This window comes from Streptomyces sp. NPDC059224 (assembly GCF_042754285.1).
Lineage (GTDB): Bacteria > Actinomycetota > Actinomycetes > Streptomycetales > Streptomycetaceae > Streptomyces.
The window spans coordinates 91404-112340 of sequence record NZ_JBHZAN010000006.1; the positions used below are offsets into that span (position 1 = coordinate 91404).

A 20937-nucleotide genomic window follows, 5' to 3' on the forward strand; every position below is an offset into this window, starting at 1 on the left:
TGCCGGTGGAGTGTGCCCCCCCACGACGGGGGCGCGGCGCGCCGGCCGGTTCCGCGGCCGGGTGCCGAGTCGTCCGGCCGCGATCACGGTCCTTCGTCGACCCGTGCCAGGAACTCGCCCAACGCCCGGTTGAACTCCTGCGGCCGTTCCAGGTTCGGCAGGTGGGCCGCCGCGTCGATGATCCGGAGGGTGGCGTCGGGCAGGAGGGCGTGCATGGCCTCGGCGTCGCGGACGGGGGTGTACGCGTCGTCGGCGCCGACCACCACCAGCGCCGGGGCCGTGACCTTCGTCAGCAGGGGGCGGTAGTCGGGGCGTTCGGCCCGGCCGCGCAGGGCCGCCGCCGCGCCCTCGGGGTCGGTGGCCGTCATCATGCGGTGCACGTGGGCCTTCACCTCCGGACGGGTTCGCGGCGCGACCATCTTCTCCAGGACCTCGTCGGCGTAGCCCCGCATGCCCTCGCGGAGCAGGCGGTCGGCCACGGCGTTGCGGGCCCGCCGGCCCTGCGGTGTCTCCGGGGCGGGGAAGGTGTCCGCCAGGACCAGGCCCCGTACCCGGTCCGCGCCGAAGCGGTCGTAGCACTCCATGGCGATCTGGCCGCCCATCGACAGGCCCGCGACGACACAGGTCCGCACGTCCAGCGCGTCGAGCAGGTCCTCGAGGTCCGCGGCGAAGCGGGCGAGCGGGGTGCGGCCGGGGGTGACCGGGGAGGCGCCGTAGCCGCGCAGGTCGGGGGTGATGACCCGGCGGGAGGCAGCGAAGGCGGTGCGCTGGGGATGCCACATCGTGCGGTCGAAGGGGTGGCCGTGGATCAGCAGCAGGGGGGTAAGCGCGGTTTGTGGGTCATCGTCGTCATATGCGAGGAAGGGGGGCATGCGGACGACCCTAGGCGTGGCCAACTTCTCGGTGCAATAAGATCTTTGCCCTCGGTGCAATGCCGGCAGGGGAGGGACGGGAGGGACGGGACGTGGACGATTTCCGGGGGATCGCCGACCGGATCGCGCTGGACATCGCGCGCGGACGGCTGCGGACCGGCCAACGGCTGCCTCCGCAGCGGGCGTTCGCGCGGCGGCACGGGATCGCCGCCTCGACCGCCGGGCGGGTCTACGCCGAACTGGTGCGGCGCGGGCTGGTGGTGGGCGAGGTCGGCCGCGGCACCTTCGTCCGGGCCACCGAGGTCACCCCGCAGGGGCGGGCGCTGGTCGAGGACGGCACCGCCCGCGTCAACCTGGAGCTCAACTACCCCTCGGTGCCCGGGCAGCCGGAGCTGCTGGCCCCCGCGCTCGCCCCGCTGCTGCGGCCGGACGCCCTCGGTGACGCGCTGCGCACCGGCGCCGCGGACGGTACCCCGCGGGCCCGGGAGGCCGTCGCCGCGCTGCTGGCCACCGGCGACTGGCGGCCCGCCCCCGGCCGTGTCCTCTTCACCGGCAACGCCCGGCAGGCCGTCGCCGCCACCCTGGCCTCGCTGGTACGGCCGGGCGGTCGGGTCGGGGTCGAGCCGTTGACGTATCCGCTGGTCAAGGAGGTCGCGGAGCGGCTCTCCGTCAAGCTCATCCCAGTGCGGACGGATGCCGAGGGGCCCGTCGCCGAGTCGGTGCGCGCCGCGCACCGGTCCGCCCCGCTCTCCGCCCTCTACCTCCAGCCGACCCTGCACAACCCGACGTCCCTGACCGTGCCGGCCGAGCGGCGGCTCCAACTCGCCAGGTGTGTGGACGACCTGGGCCTGCCGGTGGTGGAGGACCGGGTCTGGTCGTTTCTGCACACCGGCCCCGAGCCGCCGCTCGCGGCGCTCGCACCGGGCCTCGTCCATGTCGTCGACTCGCTCTCCAAACGGGTCGCGCCCGGACTCACCGTCGGATTCGTCGTCGTGCCCGAGGGCCGGGTGGACGCGGTGGCGGCGGCTGTGCGGTCCGGAGGGTGGGGGCCGGGGGCGTTCGCGCTGGAGGCGGCCGTGCGGTGGATCGGGGACGGGACGGTGGCGCGGCTCGTCGCGGCCAAACGCGAGCAGGCCAGGCGGCGGCAGGGGCTCGTTCGCGAGCTGCTGGGCGGGTTCGCCGTGCGGGCCGACCCGGGCGGGTACGTCGCCTGGTGGGAACTGCCCGCGCCCTGGCGGGCGGACGGCTTCACGGCGGCCGCGGCGGCGCTCGGCATCGGGATCACGCCCGGCACCGCCTTCCGGGCCGACCCGAAGCGGACGCCGGACGCGGTACGGCTCGCGCTCGCCTCGGCGGCCGAACCCGAGCTGGTGGGGGCGCTGCGCACACTCGCGGAACTCGCGGCGCGGCATCCCCGGGAGCTTCGGGCCGGCAGTCCCTCGTAGCCGGGGAGCGGGTCAGGTGATGGGCATGTTCTGGCCGGCGGGCTGTGAATCCGGTTGGACGGACGCGGCGTCGGGGGTGCCGGGGGCCGGTTCCTGCCCGGGGTCCGGACGCCGGCGGAGGCGCCCGCCGAGCCAGGCCAGCGCGGCGACCGTCAGGCCCAGGCCCAGCAGCAGCCAGGAGACCGTGCGCAGGGTGGACGTCAGGGCGTCGTAGACCGCGGCCGCCGCCGGGTGCGAGACGTCGGGCGGCAGGCCGGCCAGGGTGAGCAGGCGGCCGACGCTGAGGGCGAGCCCCAGCAGGCCGCCGCCCAGCGCCGTGCCCGCCGCGGTCGCGAGCACCGCACGGCGGCGGTGGACGGCGACGGCGATACCGCCGACCGCGAAGACGGCGGCCGCGACAGGCAGCCAGAATCCGGCTACTTCGAGCACGTGGAACCCCTTCCGGAGCCGGTCCAGTTCCGCCGCCGGAAGGACGGCGACGGCCGTGTGCTGGACCGGGATACGGGCCGCGAGCGGCACATGGTCCTGGGTGAGCTGGTCCTTGACCTGGGCGGTCACCGGCGCGAGGTCGACGGTCACGGCCTCCTCGCGCTCGTCCTGGAGCGCGCACAGGATCGCGTCGTGGGCGGCCCGGTTGCCCGCGTCCCAGGCCAGCCGGAACGCCCGGGTCTGGGTGAACGAGCGCACCGCCTCGCGGACGAAGGGCGCCACCGTGGCCTGCATCGGCCGGCCGACGTCCACCTCGCGCATGATGCCCTCGCCGACGGTGTCCGCCACCGCGTCCCGGACGTCCGGGTCGTCGGCCAGCGGCGCCATCGAGCTGACGTACTGTCCGGTGTCCGCGAGCCCGTACGCCGCCCAGGCCGCCAGCGCGCCGAACGGCAGCAGCAGGCAGGACAGCACGATCAGCAGGGCCGACAGGGCGTTGCGGAGACGTGCGGCCCGGATGCGCCGTACCGGCCGCGCGGGCCCTGTGGGCGCGGGGGGCACTGGGGGCACGCTTCCAGGCAAACCCCTGAGGTCAGGTGTGGCGACCGGTAGGACTGCATCCGGGGCACGGCAGGGCGTCAGGTGGAGCCGAACGGACGACACGGCGTCCGAAGCGGCCCTCCGGGCGCCGCAAACCCCTGGGGTGCCGCGCTCCGGTGGAGGGTTGGCCCGAACGGGTGTTTCCTGGTGCTGAGGAGCCGTCCTGGCCGGTGGAACGGCCGGCGCGGCTTCGCAGGGATGTCGCCGGGTGCCTTCGGCGGCCCGGCGGCTGGTGAGGGGAAACCCGTGAGGGAAGCACCCGCAAGGGAAATAGGGAACGCGTGGGCCCCGGCCGCGGTGGCCGGGGCCCACGCGCGGTCGGGACGGTCACCGGATGCGATGGCCGACCGCGTCCTCGTGCGTGTAGAACCGGTAGAACATCACGATGAACGTCACCGCCGCGACCGCCAGGGACATGCCGGTGGAGCGCAGGACCGACTCTCCGCTCTGGCTGTACAGGAAGCCGAAGGCGATTCCCATGAACGCCGTCCACACCAGCGCGTGCGCCTCCCGCCGCAGCCGCGGGGCGATGGTCAGCACGGCGAACAGCACCAGCGCGAAGACGATCGCGGTCACGAAGCCGAACAGCAGGTTCCAGCCGGTGATGGAACCGCCGCTGCGCCGGTTCGAGGCCGCCCAGTAGCCGTAGATCAGCCCGGTCACGATCGGGAACGCCATCCTGCCCATCAGGTGCGTGTGCGGGCTGAAGATGTCGGGCGTGGGACCGCGCCGGGACGTACCGCCGGTCGTGGGTGCCGCTTGAGCCATGAGAGTGCTCCTCTCTCCTCGCCCCCAGCTTCCAGGGCACACCTGCGGGTACCCCCTGGCAAGTCGGCCATCCGGGGTCTGCGCGGCGGCACGACATGCGCCGGGTACCGGCGCGTGGTTCCCTGGCTGTCGTGACCGACCACGCGGCCCCGCGGCGGCGGCAGGATCCGCGGCGCCGACAGCCTCTGGAGTGGGCCCGGGGCCGGAGTTACTCCTGGGCGGCGCCGTTGCTGCTGCTGGCCGGGATCACGGCTGTCGACCTCACCACCACCGAACGGTTCCGGATCATCTCCTGGATCGTGCTGGTCCCCGGGATCGCGGCGGCGATCTGCGGGGTCTGGGTGACGGCCGTCTACGCGGTGCTGGCCGCCCTGGACTACGCCGTCGTGGACAGCCTCTGGCCGCACGAGTACCAGGCCGGACTGCCCAACTTCATCCTGGTGACCTTCGCCGGGCTGCTGGCCGTCCTCGCCTGCGTGGTCCGGGCCGGCGGCGAGCGGCGGATGCTGCACATGCGGGACATCGCCGAGACGACCCGCCGTACCGTGCTGCGTCCGCTGCCGCCGGGCTGGGCCGGGCTGGACCACGCGGAGGTGTATCTCGCCGCCGACACGGTGGCCCGGGTCGGCGGCGACTTCTACGACATCCAGCCGGGCCCGCACGGGACCCGGGTGCTGGTCGGGGACGTGCAGGGCAAGGGGCTGGGGGCGGTGGAGGCGGCGGCCGCACTGCTGGGCACGTTCCGTGAGGCGGGCTATCACGAGAAGGACCTGGCGACGGTGGCCGGCCGGCTCGAGACCCGGATGCTCCGGCACCGTGGCCTCACGGTCGCCCTGGGCCGCGACGACGGCGACCGTTTCGCCACCGCGGTGCTGCTGGGCTTCCGGCCGGGCGAGCCGGACGCGGTGGAGATGGTCAACTTCGGCCACGAGCCGCCGCTCGCGGTGCGTCCCACGGGGGTACGAGCGCTGCCGCCGGGCGACGGACTGCCGCTGGGCATGGGTGAGTTGGTGACGGAACCCGGTCCCCCGCCGACCCGCACGATCGCCCTCGCCGCCGACGAGACCCTCCTCGTGACCACGGACGGCGTCACCGAGGCGAGGAACGCGGACGGCGAGTTCTACCCACTGACCGAGGAGGCCTCCCGGGCCGCCACCGCCGACCCGGCCCTCCTGGTCGCCCACGTCCGCGACGGAGTGCTCCGGCACACCCGGGGGCGTCTCTCCGACGACACCACGATCTTCGCGATCCGCCGGACGACGGCGCCCTGACCGGTCACGGGCGAGGCTCACGACCCCCCGTCGCACCCCGAACCTCCCCCGTACCCGCCCGCTTTGCAGGCGCAGCGGTTAACGTGCTGACGTAAATGGACCTGGGGAACAAAGGGGGAGGGCCGATGCCCGGAACCGTGCTGCTGCTCGCGGCCTCGCCGACGGGCAGGGGGCGCCTGGTGGACGCGGCCTCCGTGCTCCCCGTGCTCGCGGCCGTGCCCCCGGCGATACTCTCCGGCACCGACACCGCCAACGTCGTGGAACTCGCCGACCCCCTGGAACCGCAGGCGGTCCTGACCCGGCTGCGGGCCGCCGCGGCCGCCCCCGGCCCGCTCACCGTGTTCGTCACGGGCCAGCTCCAGCTGGACCGCAGGCAGCGGCTGCCGCATCTGGCGCTGGCCCGGACCACGCCCGCCACCGTCCGCTACACCGGCCTGCCCTGGCACTGGATCCGCGAGGAGCTGCGGTTGCGGCCGGCCGGGGCGACCACGCTCGTCCTGGACCTGCACGCCGACCCCGAGACCTGGGAACTGCTGCGAACGGTTGCGCTGGACTCCGGGCGCAACAACGCGGTGTACGGGCGGATCGCACCGCCGCCGGCCCGCCGGGAGGTCGCGGCGCCGTCGTACATGAAGGCCGTGGCGACCTTGCTGCGCAGCGGGCACCGGCCGCCGCTGGTGCTGCTGCACCAGCAGGTGCTGGCGCGGCTCGGCGCCGAGGCGGCGAGCGGCATCCTGTTCAGCGCCCACACCCCGGACAGCGGGGATCCGCACGACGCGATCAGCGCGGCCGCGCGGGGCGGGAGGTACGCGGAGGCCGACGGGCTCGCCGCCCGCTGGGAGGAGGCCGCCGCGCGGGCGCACGGACCGGCCTCCGAGGACGCCCTGCACTGGTCGGAGGTGCGGGCCGACCTGGCGATGTTCGCCGGGGACGCGGCGCGCAGCTGCCGTACCTGGCTGACCGTCGCGCACGTCCGGCTCGCCGCCGGGCAGCCGGCCGACGCACCGTCCGTCGAGACGGCCGCGGACCGGGCCCACCATCAGTGGGGGGCCATCAAGGACGCGGCGCGGGCCCGTGAACTGGGACCCGCGCTCGCGGAGTTGAGACTCAGGGTGCCGGGCCGCCGGGAGGGTGCGCTGGAGAACGTCCAGCAGCACCTGCGGCAGCTTCAGCAGCTCCAGACCAGCTGACGCGCTAGTTCGTGAAGGTGAAGTACTTCCACGCGCCGTAGGTCGTGGAGTTGACCGTGTCGCCGGACGTGCCGTTGATGTAGTCGGAGCGGACCCGGAAACGCCGGCCCACGTCCCCCTTGTGGCTGCCGGCGAACTCGACCCGGGAGATTCCGCTGGTGGCCAGCGCGAAGTACTTCGAGTCGTCGGCGTACCACCTGCCCTGGTAGTAGACCTGGAAGTCGAACCGCTGCGCACGGCCGCTGTAGTACGGCATTTTGGTGGTGAACTGCGGGTTTTTGGTCTTGTGGAAGAGGGCGTAGGTGTGGCCCCAGGTCTTCTTCGTCCTGTACTGGCCGCTCGTGGTCATGGAGATGCTGACCTTCGCGCCCACCGAGCTGGACACCGACCGCGGCTGCCAGCGCGCGTCACCGGTGAACTTCGCGGTGACCTTGGTGTCGCGCCTGAGGTCCAGGGTGACCGACAGGTTGCCGTGCGAGTCGACCTTTCCGGACCTGACCAGCTTGTCGGGCTTGTCCGAGCCGAACGGGTCGGCCCAGATCTCCACCGCGCGGTTCTTGTACGTCGTCCCGAGGTGGGCGGTGAACTTCACGTCCTGCCCGTACGCGTACACCTTGCCGTTGTTGTTCAGCGTCAGCGTCGGCCTGGCGCGGGAGACGTCCACGGTGTCCTTGGCGGCGGCGGCCGTGTGCTCGGCGTCGCCCGCGTAGGACACCTGGTACGTCACCTTGCCGCCGGCCGACGGGGTGTCGGTGAACGAGTAGCCGCCGTCGGCCTTGACGGTGACGGCGGGCAGCGCCTTGCCGCTCGGCGAGTCCAGGTCGGTGCGGGTGACCGTGACCTGGGTGCCGGCGGGCAGCGCGGCCGTCGAGGAGACGGTGCCGGTGACGGTGAGCTGCTTGGCTCGGGTGGCGGTCGCCGGGGCGTTCACCGTGACGGTGGTGGCCGCCTTGCCCGGGGTGTCGTACTCGCGCAGCGAGTAGACGTCCGCGTCGTTGTACGTCACCGCGAACAGCCGGGAGCCGTCCGGCGCCCAGGCCAGTCCGCCGTCCGTGAGGGTGTCGGCACCACTGGAGTGACCGGTGTTGGGGAAGTCGTACGAGCGGACCGCCTCGCTGCTGCCCGGATGGAAGATGTAGACGTCCGGGTCGTACCAGGCGAAGCTGCCGGCCGCGACCGTGCCGTCGGGTGCGATGGCGACGGAGTTCGGGTAGGCGGTGGTGGTGTACTTGCCGTCCTCGTTGAGGTCGGACGTCCGGTAGACCTGGTGGTAGTACGGCGCTCCGCTCGCCACCACGACGTCCTTGCCGTCGGGGGTGACCTGGAGGTCGCCGAGGTTGCTGCCGTCGGTGCGGATGTGGGCCAGCTGGGCCGCGCTGCCCGACGAGACGTCGTAGGAGGTCAGCGAGGCGGGGCTCAGGTCGCGGTCGCCGGCGACCAGGATGTCGGTGCCCGGTGCCGCGTCCAGGATCGGTGCCGAGTACCAGCTGCCGTCCTGGCCGAGGGTGACCTGGTGGTCGCCGGCCAGATCGACCGAGCCGATGTTGCCCTCGGCGTCGCCGCCGTAGCCGAACCACAGTTTGCCGTCCGCGAGGGCGACGCTCCGCGGCTTGTCGCCGACCGTGTACCGGGTGGTCTCGGTGTCCGTCGCGGTGTCGACGACGGCGACGGCGTCCAGGTCCCGGACGGCCGCATAGAGGGTGCCCGAGTCGGCGGACAGTTCGAGGCCGGTGACCCCGGACAGGTTGGCCGTGAGCTGCTTGAGCACGGTGCCCGAGTAGTCGGTGACGACGATCTTGCCGTTGCTCGGGTCGCTGATGAAGACCTGCTGGTGGACGCCGTCGACGACGATGTCACCGGTCGACCTGATCGGCAGCGGTGCGCTGGTGTCGGCGAAGGCCGGAGTGGTGGCGGCCAGGGCCGCGGAGCTGAAGAGGACCGCCAGGGTGGTGGCGGCCGTGACGGTGCGGGTGCGCATACGCACGCTGATTCGAACCCCCCGGATCGAATGAAGTGGGCGTCACGGGAGTGCGGCCCACGTGGGTGCGTGCGCTGTGGGCCGCGTGTGACGGATGCGGTGAAGACTAGGTCATGCCACTGACAACCAGCACCGGGGATTTCCCGTCGCCCGCCGGCGCCGTCCCGCCGGGGCGGCCGGGCCGGGTCAGTGCGGCGCGTGTTCGGCGGTGGCGGGCGCGGTGGAACGGGGGGTGTCGTCCGACGCTCTGGCGGGCCCCGCGTTGGCCGCGGTGATGAGCGCGGCGACGGCGATCACGGCAGCTGCCACACTACGGGCGGTGGGGGTCCCCCCGATCGAGCGCAGCCGGGAGTGGGGGAGTGCGGTGGGGCGTGCGGATGTGCGTCCGAGCACGGCGACCTCGCAACGACAGGGGCGGGTTAAGCGTGTTTAACTCGCCGTTTAACCTAGGGGCTGACAGAGCTCAACGGCAAGAGGCCCAGGGGGAGTTGAGGGGAGTGACAGAATGCAGGAACGGGACGATCCGGAGATCATCGGGCGCCGGGTGCAGCAACTGCGCACCGAACGGGGTCTGACCCAGCGCCAGTTGGCCGAGCCGGCCTACACGCCGGCCTATATCTCCACGCTGGAGGCGGGGCGGGTGCGGGCCTCGGACGAGGCGCTGAAGCACATCGCCGGGCGGCTGGGCGTCGGCTTCGAGGAGCTGGCCAGCGGGCGCCCCGCCCATCTCGCCACCGACCTCAGGCTGCGGCTCACCGAGGCGCAGCGCACCCTGGCCACCGGCGCGGCCGAGGAGGCCGCCGCCCTGTACACCGCCCTCTTCGAGGAGGCGGAGGCGCACGGGCTGGCGGCCGAGCAGGCCACCGCACTGCTCGGGATGGGTGAGTGCGCCCTGGACACCGGTGAGCTGGGGCAGGCCAGGGAGTTCTTCGAGCGGGCCGAGCTGTGGACCGCCGACGAGCCGCTGCCGGTGCGGGTACCGGCGATCCGCGGCCGGGCGGTCAGCCACTACCTCGCGGGTGAACTCCGGTACGCCGTCTACCTTCTGGAGACCACCCTCGACGAACTGAACCGCAGCGGCCTGCACGACCCCGACGCGCTGCTGCTCCTCTACGCCTCGGCCATCGGCCCGTACATGGACATGGGCGCCCACGCCCGCGCCGCCCAGGCCGCCGAACTCGCGCTCGCCCTCGCGCCGCAGGCCGGCGACCCCGCGCTGATCGCCCGGATGCACCGCTCCGTCGCCCGCACCCTGCTCGCCGAGGGCCGGGTCGCCGAGGCCGACGCCTCGCTGGCCAAGGCCGCCGAGCTCTACCGCCAGCTCCAGTTGCGCACCGAACTCGCCAACTGCCACTGGATGCGCGGGTACGTCTGCGCACAGAACGGCGAACTGGAGCGCGCGGAAGGGGAGCTGCGGGAGGCCCTCGCGATGCTGTCGGAGACCCGGGCGGCCCTGTACCGCAGCCAGGCGGCCGTCGAACTGGCCGACGTACTGCACCGCCGGGGCAAGTCCGAGGAGGCCGCCGTGCTGCTGCACGACGTGCTCGGCGACTTCTCCTCCGAGCGCGGCGCGGTGCACGCGGCCGCCGCGCACCGCCTGCTCGGCATCATCGCCGAGGACGCCCGGGAGACGGAGTCCGCGGAGGAGCACTACGTCCGCGCGCTGAGTCTGCTGGAGCGGGCGGGCGCGGCCGGTGACCTGGCGGACCTGTGCCGGCTGCTGGGCGACCTGCTGCGCCGCACCGGCCGGGTGGAGGCGGCCCTGGACGCGTACCGCACCGGCCTCGGCCACCGCACGGCCCCGGGGACCACGACCCTCGGCCCGGCCCCGGCACAGCCCCCGCTCTAGGGGCGCCGCCGGCGCCGGGCGGCGCCACGCCCGTACGGCACACCCGCCGCGCCCACCACCGTCCGCACGGTGCACGGCCGGCGGACGGCGACCGGACACCCTGTGCCTCCTCGTCCACGCCGTCCTCGGCGGCACCGCCCTCCTGCCCTTCCTGCTCCTCGGCACCGTCGTCTCCGCGGCGATCGGAGCCTTCGCGCCGGACCGCGTGTTCACCCGCCTCCCGCCCCGCAACCAGACCCTCGCCGCCGTCGCACCACCGCCAAGGTGTCGATCCGGTGCCAGGACGTGCCGGTCCCGGCACCTGGGTCACCGTCACCGGTACCTGGCGCCCAGGGGCAGGCCGGGCTCGGTCCGCACGGTGCGGCAGCTGCCGGACCCGTACGAGGAGCCGTAGCCCGTTCGGACCAGGTGGCCGGGTCGGACGGCCTCGTATGACGGACGGTTGCATCCGTAGGCACCGGTCGACGGACCCTGGCATTCACAGGTGGACGAAGGGAACCCTCCCGCCCATGCATATCGATCTGACAGGACGCACCGCACTGGTCACCGGCTCCACTCAGGGCATCGGCGCGGCCATCGCCGTGGGGCTCGCCCGGGCCGGCGCCCGGGTGGGGGTCAACGGCCGTGACGAACGCCGGGTGGCGGACAGCGTGCGGGCGCTGGCCGAGCAGGCCCCCGGCGCCGACCTGGTGCCCGTGGCCGCCGACGTCTCCACCGACGAGGGCGCGGCCCGGGCGGTGGAGCTGCTGCCCCGGGTGGACATCCTCGTCAACAACCTGGGTGTCTTCGGGGCCGCCGACCCGCTGGAGCTCAGCGACGACGAATGGCGGCGGTACTTCGAGGTCAACGTGCTCGCCGCGGTACGCCTGACGCGGCTGTACCTGCCGGGCATGACCGACCGCGGCTGGGGGCGCGTGCAGTACATCGCCAGCGACTCGGCGGTGGCCATCCCGGCCGAGATGATCCACTACGGGATGTCGAAGACCGCGCTGCTGGCGGTGAGCCGCGGGTTCGCCAAGAAGGCGGCCGGCACCGGCGTGACGGTGAACTCGGTCGTCGCGGGCCCCACGCACACCGGCGGCGTCGAGGACTTCGTCTACGAACTCGTGGACCGGGACCTGCCGTGGGAGGAGGCCCAGCGGAGGTTCATGCGCGAGTACCGCCCGCAGTCGCTGCTGCAACGGCTGATCGAGCCGGAGGAGATCGCCCACATGGTCGTCTACCTCAGCTCCGAGCAGGCGTCGGCCACGACCGGGGGCGCCCTGCGGGTCGACGGCGGTTACGTCGACGCCATCCTCCCCTGACCACCGGGGCCGGGCCCGGGCCTAGGCCTGGGCCCGGCCCTGTTCCCGGGCCTGCGCGAGGCGTTGGACGCCGAGGCCGAGGACTTCCTCGGTGGTGTGCGCCGGGAGGGTGCCGAGAGCGCCGGCGGTGAGGACGATCGCGTCGTCGCCGACGCGGACGACGGCGATGTCGACGGTGAGGGTGGTGGGGTCCTCGTCCTGCGACGGCTGCGCGGTGAGGGTGACCCGCAGCCCCTGCCGGGCCTCGCCGACGGCCGGCAGTCCGGAGTCGGCGACCTGGACGGTCTCCGTCCCGGCCGAGGTCGTCTGCGCGGTGAACTGGCCGCAGGAGCCGGGCACCGTCCGCAGCCAGGCCAGGGTCCGGTCCACGTCGGCGGCGTGGCCGGAGTAGATCTGGTAGCGCAGCTGGGCGTCGTCGTCGCCGTCGTCGAGGACGGCGACGGCGTGCGGGCCGGCCGGTTCGAGCAGTTCGTCGGCGTACAGGGCGTCGAGCAGACGCTGGCAGTCGGGTTGCCCGGCGACGGCCTTGAGCAGCCCGTCGTGCCAGGTGGCGGTGGAGTCGCCGGCCGTCCACGGCACCCCGAGGTCGGCCTCCCCGATCAGCGCGGACTGGGCCTGGTCGGGGGTGAGCGCCGGAACGCCGGGCGGGGCGGCCGGGCCGGTGGGGGCGGGGCGTTCGGCGGCGGTCGCGTTCGCCGCCGGGGAGGCGCCCGCGGCGGACGCCTCCGGTGGCCGGCCGGCCGCGCAGGCGGAGGCGGCGAACAGGCCGGCCACGGCAAGACCGCAGGCGATGACTCTCATGGCGGGGCCTCTCCGGGAACAGGAGCGGTGGACGCGTGAGATCACGCCATCACCACTGGCGCATCCGTACCACCGCTCCGGTCCGTCCGGGTGACCGTTCGACCGGGTGTTCTGGTCGGCGCATAGGGTCGGGGGGACGGAAGGAGCCCCGTGACCGCTCAGCCCATTCCCGTGATCATCGACTGCGACACCGGTGTCGATGACGCCCTCGCCCTGCTGTTCGCCGTGCGGCACCCCGGGATCGATCTGCGGGCGGTCACCTGTGTGGCCGGGAACACGGACGTCGACGGGGTGGTCCGGAACACGCTGACCGTGCTGGAGCGGGCCGGGGCCGGGGACGTACCCGTCGCGCGGGGCGCCGAACGGCCGCTCATCGAGGCGGCCCGGTCGGCCAGGCACGTGCACGGCACGGACGGCATGGGCGACCTGGGGCTGCCCGCGCCCACCCGCCGCCCCGCCGACGTCGACGCCGTCACCCTGCTCCGCCGGGAGATCCTCGCCTCGCCCCGCCCGGTCACCCTGGTCCCGACCGCGCCCCTCACCAACATCGCGCTGCTGCTGCGCACCCACCCCGAGGTCACCCGCAACATCGAGCGGATCGTCTTCATGGGCGGCGCGGTCGCCACCGGGAACGCCACGCCGGTCGCCGAGTTCAACGTCTGGCACGACCCCGAGGCCGCTGCCGTCCTGCTCACCGCGGGCGCCCCGATCACCATGTACGGCCTGGACGTCTTCCAGCGGGTCGTGGTGCCGGGCGCGGACGTGCGGCGGCTGCGCGCGAGCGCGGAACCCGGCGCGCGGCTCGCGGGCGACCTGCTGGCACACCGGCCCGCCGCCCCCGGCCCGGACGGCGACGGCCCGGACGGCGACGACCCGTCCGGCGGCCTCGGTGACGCGGGCGCGGTCTGCGCCGTCGCCGACCCGGCCGGTCTGACCACCCGGCACCTCCCGGTCGAGGTCTCCCTGACTCCGGGGCCGACGCGGGGCCAGACCGTCGTCGACCGCCGCCCCCGTCCGGGCGAGGCGGAGATCCACGGCGGCGGCCGGGAACGGGCCATGGTGGACGTGGCACTGGACGTGGACGTGGCCCGGTACGTGAAGCTCTACCTGGAGACGGTCGCCGCCGGGTAGGCCCGAGCGGCGCGGAAGCAACTGGAAACACCCTTGTCCACATCGAACGGGACGGGTGACGCTCAAGGGGCAACCCCGATGACCGACCACCATCGGAGAACCCCCCATGTTGCGGCTGCACTTCACGCCAGACGACCTCGCGCGGGTGCGTGTCGCCGCCGGGCCGGACCATCTCTGGGAGATCGCCAACAGTTTCCAGGGCCTGTTCCACGGCGCCGACACCGTGTCCTTCGGGCCGTGGCGGCGACTGGTGCGGCCCCGGCTGGGCGGTCCGGCCGACCGGCTGCTCGCCGGCCTGCTGCCGGGCCGCGGCTACTTTCCCGACTTCCTCACGCCGGCCGCCGGCGGCCAGGGCGAACTGGCGGCCGCCCTGGACACCGTCCTCGGCGCACCCCGCGCCGCGCTGCGCGACGACCTCGCCCTGCTCGCCGCCTCCCCGCACCGGCGCCGCCCGTTGCCCGACCTGACCAGGGCGCTCGCCGACGGCGACCCGGAGGCCCTGCGCCGGCTGGGTGCCGCCCTGTACGGCTACCACCGGCGGGCGCTCGCCCCCTACTGGCCGCAGATCCGCGCCCAGATCGACGCCGACCGGGCCTCCCGCGCCCGCGCGGTCCTGGCGGGCGGCACCGACGGGCTGCTGGCGAGCTTCGGCCCCGTGCTGCGCTGGCGTCCCCCGGTGCTGGAGGCGGACTACCCGGTCCGCCGCGAAGTCCGCCTGGACGGGCGGGGGCTGGTGCTGCAACCGTCGTGCTTCTGCACCCGCAGACCCGTCACCCTGGCCTTCCCCTCGCCGGACTGGACCCCGGTGCTGGTCTACCCGATCGACCACACCCCCGGCTGGGTGAGCGGCGGGTCCCCGCGGGCCGCGGAGCTCGGCGCGCTGCTCGGCCGTACCCGCGCGGCCATCCTGGAGGACGTGGTCACCGGCCGCACCACCGGCGAACTCGCCGCGCGCCTCGGCATCTCCGGCGCCGCCGCCAGCCAGCACACCGCCGTACTGCGCCGGGCCGGCCTGCTGCTCAGCGTCCGGCACAGCAAGTACGTCGTCCACACCATCACCCCGGCCGGGCTCGTCCTGCTGGAGGCGGGGCCCCGGGGGCCGGTCTGAAGGACCCGGCACCGCACGCCGGGACCCTGAAGCCACGGCTTAAACGTGTGGTGCGGCGACGGGGGCCGCGGACAGCCTGGGTGGCGTCCAAGTCGCCGTTCCTCACAGGGGGTTCATCAGAATGCGCGACACACGATCGGTCATGGGGCTCCTCGGCGCGCTGGTGGTGGCGTCGGCGGCCCTGTTCGTCGCCGGGCCGGCCCAGGCGGCTCCGCGGGAGACGGCCGGGCACGTCCACGTCCTGCCCGCCGCGCCCGCGGGGGCGACGGCCAGGTCCGCGGCCGCGGTCTCGCCGACATCCTCGCCTGCGGTGCGCACCGCGCACGGGAACCCGGGCGATCCCTACACCTGCGCCTCCGGCACACTCTGCGCGGTCGTCTGGGACCCGACGACCGGCGACTACAAGCAGTTCTTCTTCTACAACTGCGCGCGGTACTACCTGTCCGACTGGAACGGCACGGGCAACTTCTACGACGCCCAGACCGGCGGGGTCACCTCGTACTTCTACGGTCAGAGCGGCAACGTGCTGAGGTCCTTCACCCCGGACTTCACCAACCACGACCAGGACTGGGGCCCGGTCTGGTCCATCCGCAACTGCTGACCCGAGGGACGGGTACGCCCCAGCCGCTCAAAACGGCCGGGGCGTACCTGCGTACGGGCTGTGCGGGTCAGGCGCGGGTGGCCTTGCGGCGGCGCGTGGCGACGACGATCGCCGCGCCGCCGGCCAGGAGCACGGCCGCGCCGCCGGCGATGAGCGGGGTGCTGGAGTCGGCGCCGGTGTGGGCCAGGTCGCCGCCACCGCCGGAGTCGGTGCCCGGGGCCGGCGCGGGGGCGGTGGCCGACTCGGAGGCGGAGGCCGACGGGGTGGCCGTGCCGGCCGACTCGCTCGCCGAGGGCGTGGGGGTCTCGGCGGCCGGCGGCGTGCTCTCCTCGGCCGGGGCCGACTCGGAGGCGGAGGCCGACGGGGAGGGGGACGGGGAGGACGACTCGCCGGTCGCGCAGTCCTTCGTACCGCCGTTCCAGGAGGCGATCAGCTTGTCCTTGATGACCGCGTGGTCCGGGCCGGCCGGCAGGTCGCCGTGGACGAAGCCGTCGTTCGCGTCCTTCCTGCCGTCGAACTTGACCGCGCCCCGGTACAGGTCGATCTGCGCGAAGCAGCCGGCGTCCGGGACCACGATGTCGAGGGAGTCGGTCTGGCCCTGCTTGACCGTCACCGAGTCGAAGTCGACGAAGACCTGCTCGCCGGAGGTGGCGAAGGTGGCGCCGTGGGCCTGGTAGGAGGCGAGCGACGCGGTGCAGCTCGCGGCGTCGGCGGCGGCGCGGACCTTGATGTGGACCTTGCCGTCGTCGGTGACCTTCAGGTTCTGGTCGTCGACCTTCACCGAGTCGAAGAAGTTGGCGCCGTCGACCGAGAACTGGCACTTGTCGGTGCCGGTCTCCGTGCCGGCCCCGGTGCCGGGGCTGTAGTGGCCGCCGGACTTCCAGCCGTCACCGCCCGGGGCGTCGTGCGCGAAGGCGCCGGAAGCCCCGGCGACGGAGGCGGCACACAGGGCGAACGACGCGAGGCCCGTCCCCAGCAGGCGGCGCGCGGTGACATGTCTGGCTATGGACATGGATATCCCATCGTGGATCTCGCGAGGAGAGCAGCGGAGGCTGCGGGAAGGCGAAGAGACACCAGGCTCACTGGTCACATGCGCCACGGTGTGCGCCCATGGTCGTGTGACGTGCCGAAGCCTGTCAACCTGCCCTGACTCAAGCGGTGTTCGGTGCTCATCACAACTTCCACACACGGGGAACGATCGGCTCCGGACGGTGTGAAGGTTCGCTTTCTCGGCACTTTGGACAGACTTGTTCTCGGTTTCCCCGCTCGAATTCCGTCCCGCCCGAAAGGAACGCGCGTGGCCGACCTCTCCTCCCGGAACCCCGACTGGTGGCGCCAGGCCGTGATCTACCAGGTGTATCCGCGCAGCTTCGCCGACGCGGACGGCGACGGGCTCGGTGACCTCCGGGGCATCACCGGGCGGCTGCCCCACCTGGCCGCGCTGGGTGTGGACGCCCTGTGGCTCAGTCCCTTCTACCCGTCCGAACTCGCCGACGGCGGCTACGACGTCGCCGACCACCGGGACGTCGACCCGCGCCTGGGCACCCTGGACGACTTCGACGCGATGGCCGCCGAGGCGCACCGGCTGGGCCTGAAGGTGATCGTGGACATCGTCCCGAACCACACCTCTCGGCTGCACCCCTGGTTCCAGGAGGCCCTGCTCGCGGGCCCCGGCTCGGCGGCCCGCGATCGCTACGTCTTCCGGCCCGGCCGCGGCGAGCACGGCGAACTCCCGCCCTCCGACTGGCGGTCGGTGTTCGGCGGCAGTGCCTGGCACCGCGTCCCGGACGGCGAGTGGTACCTGCATCTCTTCGCTCCCGAACAGCCCGACCTGAACTGGGCCCACGACGAGGTCCGCGCCGACTTCCGCACCACCCTGCGCTTCTGGTCCGACCGCGGTGTCGACGGCTTCCGCGTCGACGTGGCGCACGCGCTGGTGAAGGACCTCGCCGAGCCGCTGCGGGACGTGGCGCAGTTCGGCGCCACCGGCGAGCAGGCGCTGGAACGGGTACCGCCCGGCACGCACCCCTACTGGGACCGTGACGAGGTGCACGAGATCTTCCGGGACTGGCGCAAGATCTTCGACGCCTACAGCCCGCCGCGCACGGCCGTCGCCGAGGCCTGGGTGCCGGGTGCCCGCCGCGCCCTGTACGCGCGCCCGGACGAACTCGGCCAGGCATTCAACTTCGAGTACCTCCAGACCGCATGGGACGCGGACGCCCTGCGGGGGGCCATCACCGGCGCCCTCGCCACCGCCCGCGCGGCCGGTGCCTCCGCCACCTGGGTGCTCTCCAACCACGACGTCGTACGGCACGCCTCCCGGCTGATGCTGCCGCCGGGTACGGACGAGAACGCCTGGCTGCTGTCCGGCGGCCGGGCGCCGGAGATCGATGCTTCGCACAGCCTCCGCCGGGCCCGTGCCGCCACCTTGCTGATGCTGGCGCTGCCCGGCTCGTCCTACGTCTACCAGGGTGAGGAACTCGGGCTGCCCGAGGCGGCCGACCTGCCCGTGGGTGTCCTCCAGGACCCGGTCTGGGAACAGACCGGCCGTGCCCGCAAGGGCCGCGACGGCTGCCGGGTGCCGTTGCCGTGGACGGCGGACGGACCGTCGTACGGCTTCGGGTCCGGCGGCGCCTGGCTGCCGCAGCCGGAGTGGTTCGGGTCGTACGCCGTCGAGACGCAGGCCGGTACGGCGGGCTCCACGCTGGAGCTGTACCGCACCGCCCTGCGGCTGCGCCGCAAACTGCTGGAGGGCGAGTCGCTGACCTGGGCCGCCGACGCCCCCTTCGGGGTGCTGCACTTCGCCCGGTCGGAGGGCTGGCGGTGCGTCACGAACGTGTCGCACGCGCCGGTGCCGCTGCCGCCGGGCGAAGTGCTGCTGGCCAGCGTGCCGCTGCCGCTGGACGGCACGCTGCCGCCCGACACCACGGTGTGGCTGGGCGCCTAGCCGGCTGTGGGGTTGGGGGTCGGGGAGGCGCCGGCGTTGCCGTCGGCGTTGCCGGTGCCGACGCCGGCGCCGCTGCCCGTGAAGCCGTTCTCGCCCGGCAGCGCCGGCGGTTTGGTCGTGCTGTTGACCGGCGGGGTGAGGACGACCTGGGGCTGACCCCCGTCCGGGGGCGGCGGCGTCAGGTCGGTGGCGGGCAGCTTCGGCGGGGTCGTCTCCTGGAAGAGGACCGACGGGAAGTCGACCAGGCCGGTCTGCTCCATCACCGTGATGTGGTCGAGGACCGTGGCGTTGGCCTGGTCGGCCAGGATCCGCACCAGGGTGTTCCGGGTCGTGGAGCGGATCTTGGCGATCGTGTTGAAGATCGAACCGTGCGTGACCCGCAGGATGTTGGCGAAGTCCGTGTCGAACTTCTTGCCGCTGTCCGCGGACAGCATGTTGACGAATCCCTGCTGCTGCGGAGAGGGCAGGTTGGGGATGGTGATGTTGAGCATGGGCGCGATCTTGCGGCAGCTGGTGTCCAGCGCCGCGTGCCCGTCGATCAGGTGCTTGCTCGCGGTGATGACGGCCTGGCTCTGGCCCTTCTTCAGGCCGAGCTGGCCCACCGGGTACTCCCACAGCCCGGCCGCGCGGACCTTCACCACGAAGTCGCGGTCCCCCTCGGTCAGGGGCCCCCACTGGGTGTTGGCGATGACCCGGTTCGTGTCGCTGGACACAGTGTTCACGCCCAGCATGCTCGGGTAGGCGAGTGCCACGAGGGTCAGGCTCAGGGCTCCGCCTACGAAGAGCGTGCCCGTCGCGTTCCGCGAAAAGCGCACCGGTGCCTCCTGCCGGTCAGGGTTCCCGCGCAGGGGCGGGGTCGGTCACCGGTGAATACGGATGGCTCAAGCACCGGAAACCTTTTGGTTTGGCAAAGAACTTGTGAGGCCTTGCTCTGCCCGGGATGCCGTCTTCCCATGTCTTGCCCAGGGGAAGGTGATGACTTCCCCTGGTGAATGTGGCCATGACAAAGCTGCGGATTAGCTTCGCCGTATGCCCCCACAGCCAGCCTTCCCGCGTGTTCCCCGCGGCCCCCACGGCGCACCTCCCGGCCGGGGTCCCGCCGCGCTGCCGGTGCTTCCTTACCGCAAGCCCACCAAGGGCCGCGACTACTGGGTGTTCGACGACGTCCTGCCGGACGTGGACGCCGTCCGCGAGCGCTGCCTCGCCAAGGACGACTGGGTCCAGGGATACCCGTACACCTCGGAGACCTGGCCCGGACTGCGCACCATGCCCGGCCTGGAACCGGCCGAACTCGCCGTCGTGGAGGGCGTGGTGCGGCAGGCGACCGGGGCCGGGGACCTGTGGGTGCAGCAGGCGCCCGGCGGCGGCACCCTCAACCACAACTGCGTCCAGGTCGTCGGCGAGGGCGAGAGCGAGCCGCGCCCGCACACCGACTCACGGGCGCTGTGCCGGTACGCGGCGGTGCTGTACCTCAACCCCGGTGTCGCCAAGGACTGCGGCACCGCCTTCTACCGTCAGTCACTGCCCGGCGGCCGGCTCGGCGGCAACATCGTCCAGGCCCCCCACAACAACCTCGTCGACGCCCTCGGGACACGGTTCGTCCCGGGCGACCACTTCGAGGAGGACGTCCGCGTCCCGCACAAGTACAACCGGCTGCTGCTCTACAACGCCAACCTCGTGCACAGCGCGACCGGCTACACCGGCAGGTCGCTGGAGGAGAAGCGGATGACGGCGGTGTTCTTCTGGATGGCCTGACTCTGTAACGGCGGGCGTGACACGACCACGACGGGCCCGTGACGGCGGACTCCGAACTTCCCCTCCCGGGCCCGCATCGAAAGAGGTGTCCGGCAGAGAGCCGGGGAGAACACCACCGCTGGGGGACCCCATGTCGAACCGTCGCCGCAACCTCCGCAGGACCGCCGCCGCCCTGACCGGCGCCGCCGCGCTGATGGCCGCACTGACCGCGTGCAACGGCACCGCGACCGGCTCCGTCACCTCCGACGGCGGTACGGCGGCACCGGCGGCGGGCGACACGGCGAGTTCGGACGGCTCCACCGGCTCCACCGGCTCCACCGGCTCCACCGGCTCCACCGGCTCCACCGGCTCCACCGGCTCCACCGGCTCCACCGGTTCGGGGGCCACGCCGGACGGGAACACCGGGTCGGGGAGCGGCACGGGCGGGAGCACGGGCTCCTCCACCGCGGGCGGTTCGTCCACCGCGGGCGGCTCGGTGGCCGCGGCCTGCCAGGCCTCCGGGCTCGGCTACTCCTGGGCGGACACCGGAAGCGGCACCGGCCAGAAGCACGCTGTCGTGGCGCTCACCAACAAGAGCGGTCACACCTGCACGCTGCACGGCTTCCCGGGCGTCGACCTGGTCAACAGCGGTCAGCAGTGGTCGTTGCGGCGCACCGACGCCACCCCGCAGCGGGTCACCCTGGCGAGCGGTGCCTCCGCCCACTTCACCATCACCTACCTGGCGTCCGACCAGAGCGACTCCACCGCGTTCACGCCCACCACGGTCGTCATCACCGCACCGGACCAGCGCACCTCGTACGACCTGCCGTGGCGCGGCGGTGCCGTGGTGCTCCAGGACGGCGCGACCCACCCGGGCACGTACATCGGCCCGGTCGGCAAGTGACCACA

19 protein-coding genes are annotated in these 20937 nt (G+C 73.4%); 11 read left to right on the top strand and 8 right to left on the bottom strand.

What is annotated here, in order from left to right; translation table 11 throughout:
- Positions 1-83: 83 nt before the first annotated feature.
- Positions 84-872, bottom strand: a complete 789-nt coding sequence (locus tag ACFXI4_RS08105) for an alpha/beta fold hydrolase (RefSeq protein WP_384988897.1) — start codon at positions 870-872, stop codon at positions 84-86.
- Positions 873-964: 92 nt separating this feature from the next.
- Between ACFXI4_RS08105 and ACFXI4_RS08110 the strand changes: the two genes are divergently transcribed.
- The gene (locus ACFXI4_RS08110; RefSeq protein WP_384988898.1) at positions 965-2317 is read left to right on the top strand and encodes a PLP-dependent aminotransferase family protein; all 1353 of its coding nucleotides are present in this window, start codon (positions 965-967) and stop codon (positions 2315-2317) included.
- Positions 2318-2329: 12 nt separating this feature from the next.
- Here the strand turns inward: ACFXI4_RS08110 and ACFXI4_RS08115 are convergent, their stop codons facing one another.
- Both ACFXI4_RS08115 and ACFXI4_RS08120 read right to left on the bottom strand, forming a co-directional pair.
- Positions 2330-3307, bottom strand: a complete 978-nt coding sequence (locus ACFXI4_RS08115; RefSeq protein WP_384989026.1) for a hypothetical protein — start codon at positions 3305-3307, stop codon at positions 2330-2332.
- Positions 3308-3673: 366 nt separating this feature from the next.
- A complete protein-coding gene (locus ACFXI4_RS08120) occupies positions 3674-4114 on the bottom strand; it encodes a hypothetical protein (protein ID WP_384988899.1) in 441 nt (146 codons plus the stop codon).
- A 95-nt stretch (positions 4115-4209) separates the two neighbouring features.
- Here ACFXI4_RS08120 and ACFXI4_RS08125 point away from each other — a divergent pair, with 95 nt between their 5' ends.
- Together ACFXI4_RS08125 and ACFXI4_RS08130 are read left to right on the top strand one after the other, a co-directional pair.
- Positions 4210-5385 carry a PP2C family protein-serine/threonine phosphatase gene (locus ACFXI4_RS08125; RefSeq protein ID WP_384988900.1) on the top strand — a complete coding sequence of 392 codons (1176 nt, stop codon included), beginning with the start codon at positions 4210-4212 and terminating at the stop codon, positions 5383-5385.
- A 125-nt stretch (positions 5386-5510) separates the two neighbouring features.
- Positions 5511-6575, top strand: coding sequence for a hypothetical protein (locus tag ACFXI4_RS08130; RefSeq protein ID WP_384988901.1), 1065 nt, complete (start codon positions 5511-5513; stop codon positions 6573-6575).
- 4 nt (positions 6576-6579) lie between these two features.
- Here ACFXI4_RS08130 and ACFXI4_RS08135 read toward each other — a convergent pair whose 3' ends face one another.
- A complete protein-coding gene (locus ACFXI4_RS08135) occupies positions 6580-8553 on the bottom strand; it encodes an Ig-like domain repeat protein (RefSeq protein ID WP_384988902.1) in 1974 nt (657 codons plus the stop codon).
- A 186-nt stretch (positions 8554-8739) separates the two neighbouring features.
- Positions 8740-8862, bottom strand: a complete 123-nt coding sequence (locus tag ACFXI4_RS08140) for a hypothetical protein (protein WP_384988903.1) — start codon at positions 8860-8862, stop codon at positions 8740-8742.
- Positions 8863-9058: 196 nt separating this feature from the next.
- On the opposite strand from ACFXI4_RS08140, the gene ACFXI4_RS08145 reads away from it, so the two are divergent.
- Together ACFXI4_RS08145 and ACFXI4_RS08150 are read left to right on the top strand one after the other, a co-directional pair.
- On the top strand, positions 9059-10402 hold the full coding sequence (locus ACFXI4_RS08145; protein ID WP_384988904.1) for a helix-turn-helix domain-containing protein: 1344 nt from the start codon (positions 9059-9061) through the stop codon (positions 10400-10402).
- A gap of 509 nt (positions 10403-10911) precedes the next feature.
- The gene (locus tag ACFXI4_RS08150) at positions 10912-11706 is read left to right on the top strand and encodes an SDR family NAD(P)-dependent oxidoreductase (protein WP_384988905.1); all 795 of its coding nucleotides are present in this window, start codon (positions 10912-10914) and stop codon (positions 11704-11706) included.
- A gap of 21 nt (positions 11707-11727) precedes the next feature.
- Here the strand turns inward: ACFXI4_RS08150 and ACFXI4_RS08155 are convergent, their stop codons facing one another.
- On the bottom strand, positions 11728-12507 hold the full coding sequence (locus tag ACFXI4_RS08155; protein WP_384988906.1) for a hypothetical protein: 780 nt from the start codon (positions 12505-12507) through the stop codon (positions 11728-11730).
- Between the two features lie 150 nt (positions 12508-12657).
- Here ACFXI4_RS08155 and ACFXI4_RS08160 point away from each other — a divergent pair, with 150 nt between their 5' ends.
- From ACFXI4_RS08160 to ACFXI4_RS08170, 3 genes are all read left to right on the top strand, one after another.
- Complete coding sequence (locus ACFXI4_RS08160; RefSeq protein ID WP_384988907.1) at positions 12658-13638, top strand: nucleoside hydrolase; 981 nt, start codon at positions 12658-12660, stop codon at positions 13636-13638.
- A 106-nt stretch (positions 13639-13744) separates the two neighbouring features.
- Positions 13745-14746, top strand: coding sequence for a transcriptional regulator (locus tag ACFXI4_RS08165; RefSeq protein ID WP_384988908.1), 1002 nt, complete (start codon positions 13745-13747; stop codon positions 14744-14746).
- A 121-nt stretch (positions 14747-14867) separates the two neighbouring features.
- On the top strand, positions 14868-15347 hold the full coding sequence (locus ACFXI4_RS08170) for a hypothetical protein (RefSeq protein ID WP_384988909.1): 480 nt from the start codon (positions 14868-14870) through the stop codon (positions 15345-15347).
- A gap of 67 nt (positions 15348-15414) precedes the next feature.
- Here the strand turns inward: ACFXI4_RS08170 and ACFXI4_RS08175 are convergent, their stop codons facing one another.
- Positions 15415-16359 (bottom strand): LAETG motif-containing sortase-dependent surface protein, encoded by a 945-nt coding sequence (locus ACFXI4_RS08175; protein ID WP_384988910.1) that lies wholly within the window; start codon positions 16357-16359, stop codon positions 15415-15417.
- Positions 16360-16644: 285 nt separating this feature from the next.
- On the opposite strand from ACFXI4_RS08175, the gene ACFXI4_RS08180 reads away from it, so the two are divergent.
- Positions 16645-18294: a glycoside hydrolase family 13 protein gene (locus ACFXI4_RS08180; RefSeq protein ID WP_384988911.1), complete on the top strand. Its 1650-nt coding sequence runs from the start codon at positions 16645-16647 to the stop codon at positions 18292-18294.
- Here the strand turns inward: ACFXI4_RS08180 and ACFXI4_RS08185 are convergent.
- On the bottom strand, positions 18291-19109 hold the full coding sequence (locus ACFXI4_RS08185) for a DUF4142 domain-containing protein (protein ID WP_384988912.1): 819 nt from the start codon (positions 19107-19109) through the stop codon (positions 18291-18293). The genes ACFXI4_RS08180 and ACFXI4_RS08185 overlap by 4 nt on opposite strands.
- A 214-nt stretch (positions 19110-19323) precedes the next feature.
- On the opposite strand from ACFXI4_RS08185, the gene ACFXI4_RS08190 reads away from it, so the two are divergent.
- Complete coding sequence (locus tag ACFXI4_RS08190) at positions 19324-20049, top strand: DUF6445 family protein (RefSeq protein ID WP_384988913.1); 726 nt, start codon at positions 19324-19326, stop codon at positions 20047-20049.
- Positions 20050-20179: 130 nt separating this feature from the next.
- Positions 20180-20932 (top strand): DUF4232 domain-containing protein, encoded by a 753-nt coding sequence (locus ACFXI4_RS08195; protein ID WP_384988914.1) that lies wholly within the window; start codon positions 20180-20182, stop codon positions 20930-20932.
- Positions 20933-20937: the final 5 nt, after the last annotated feature.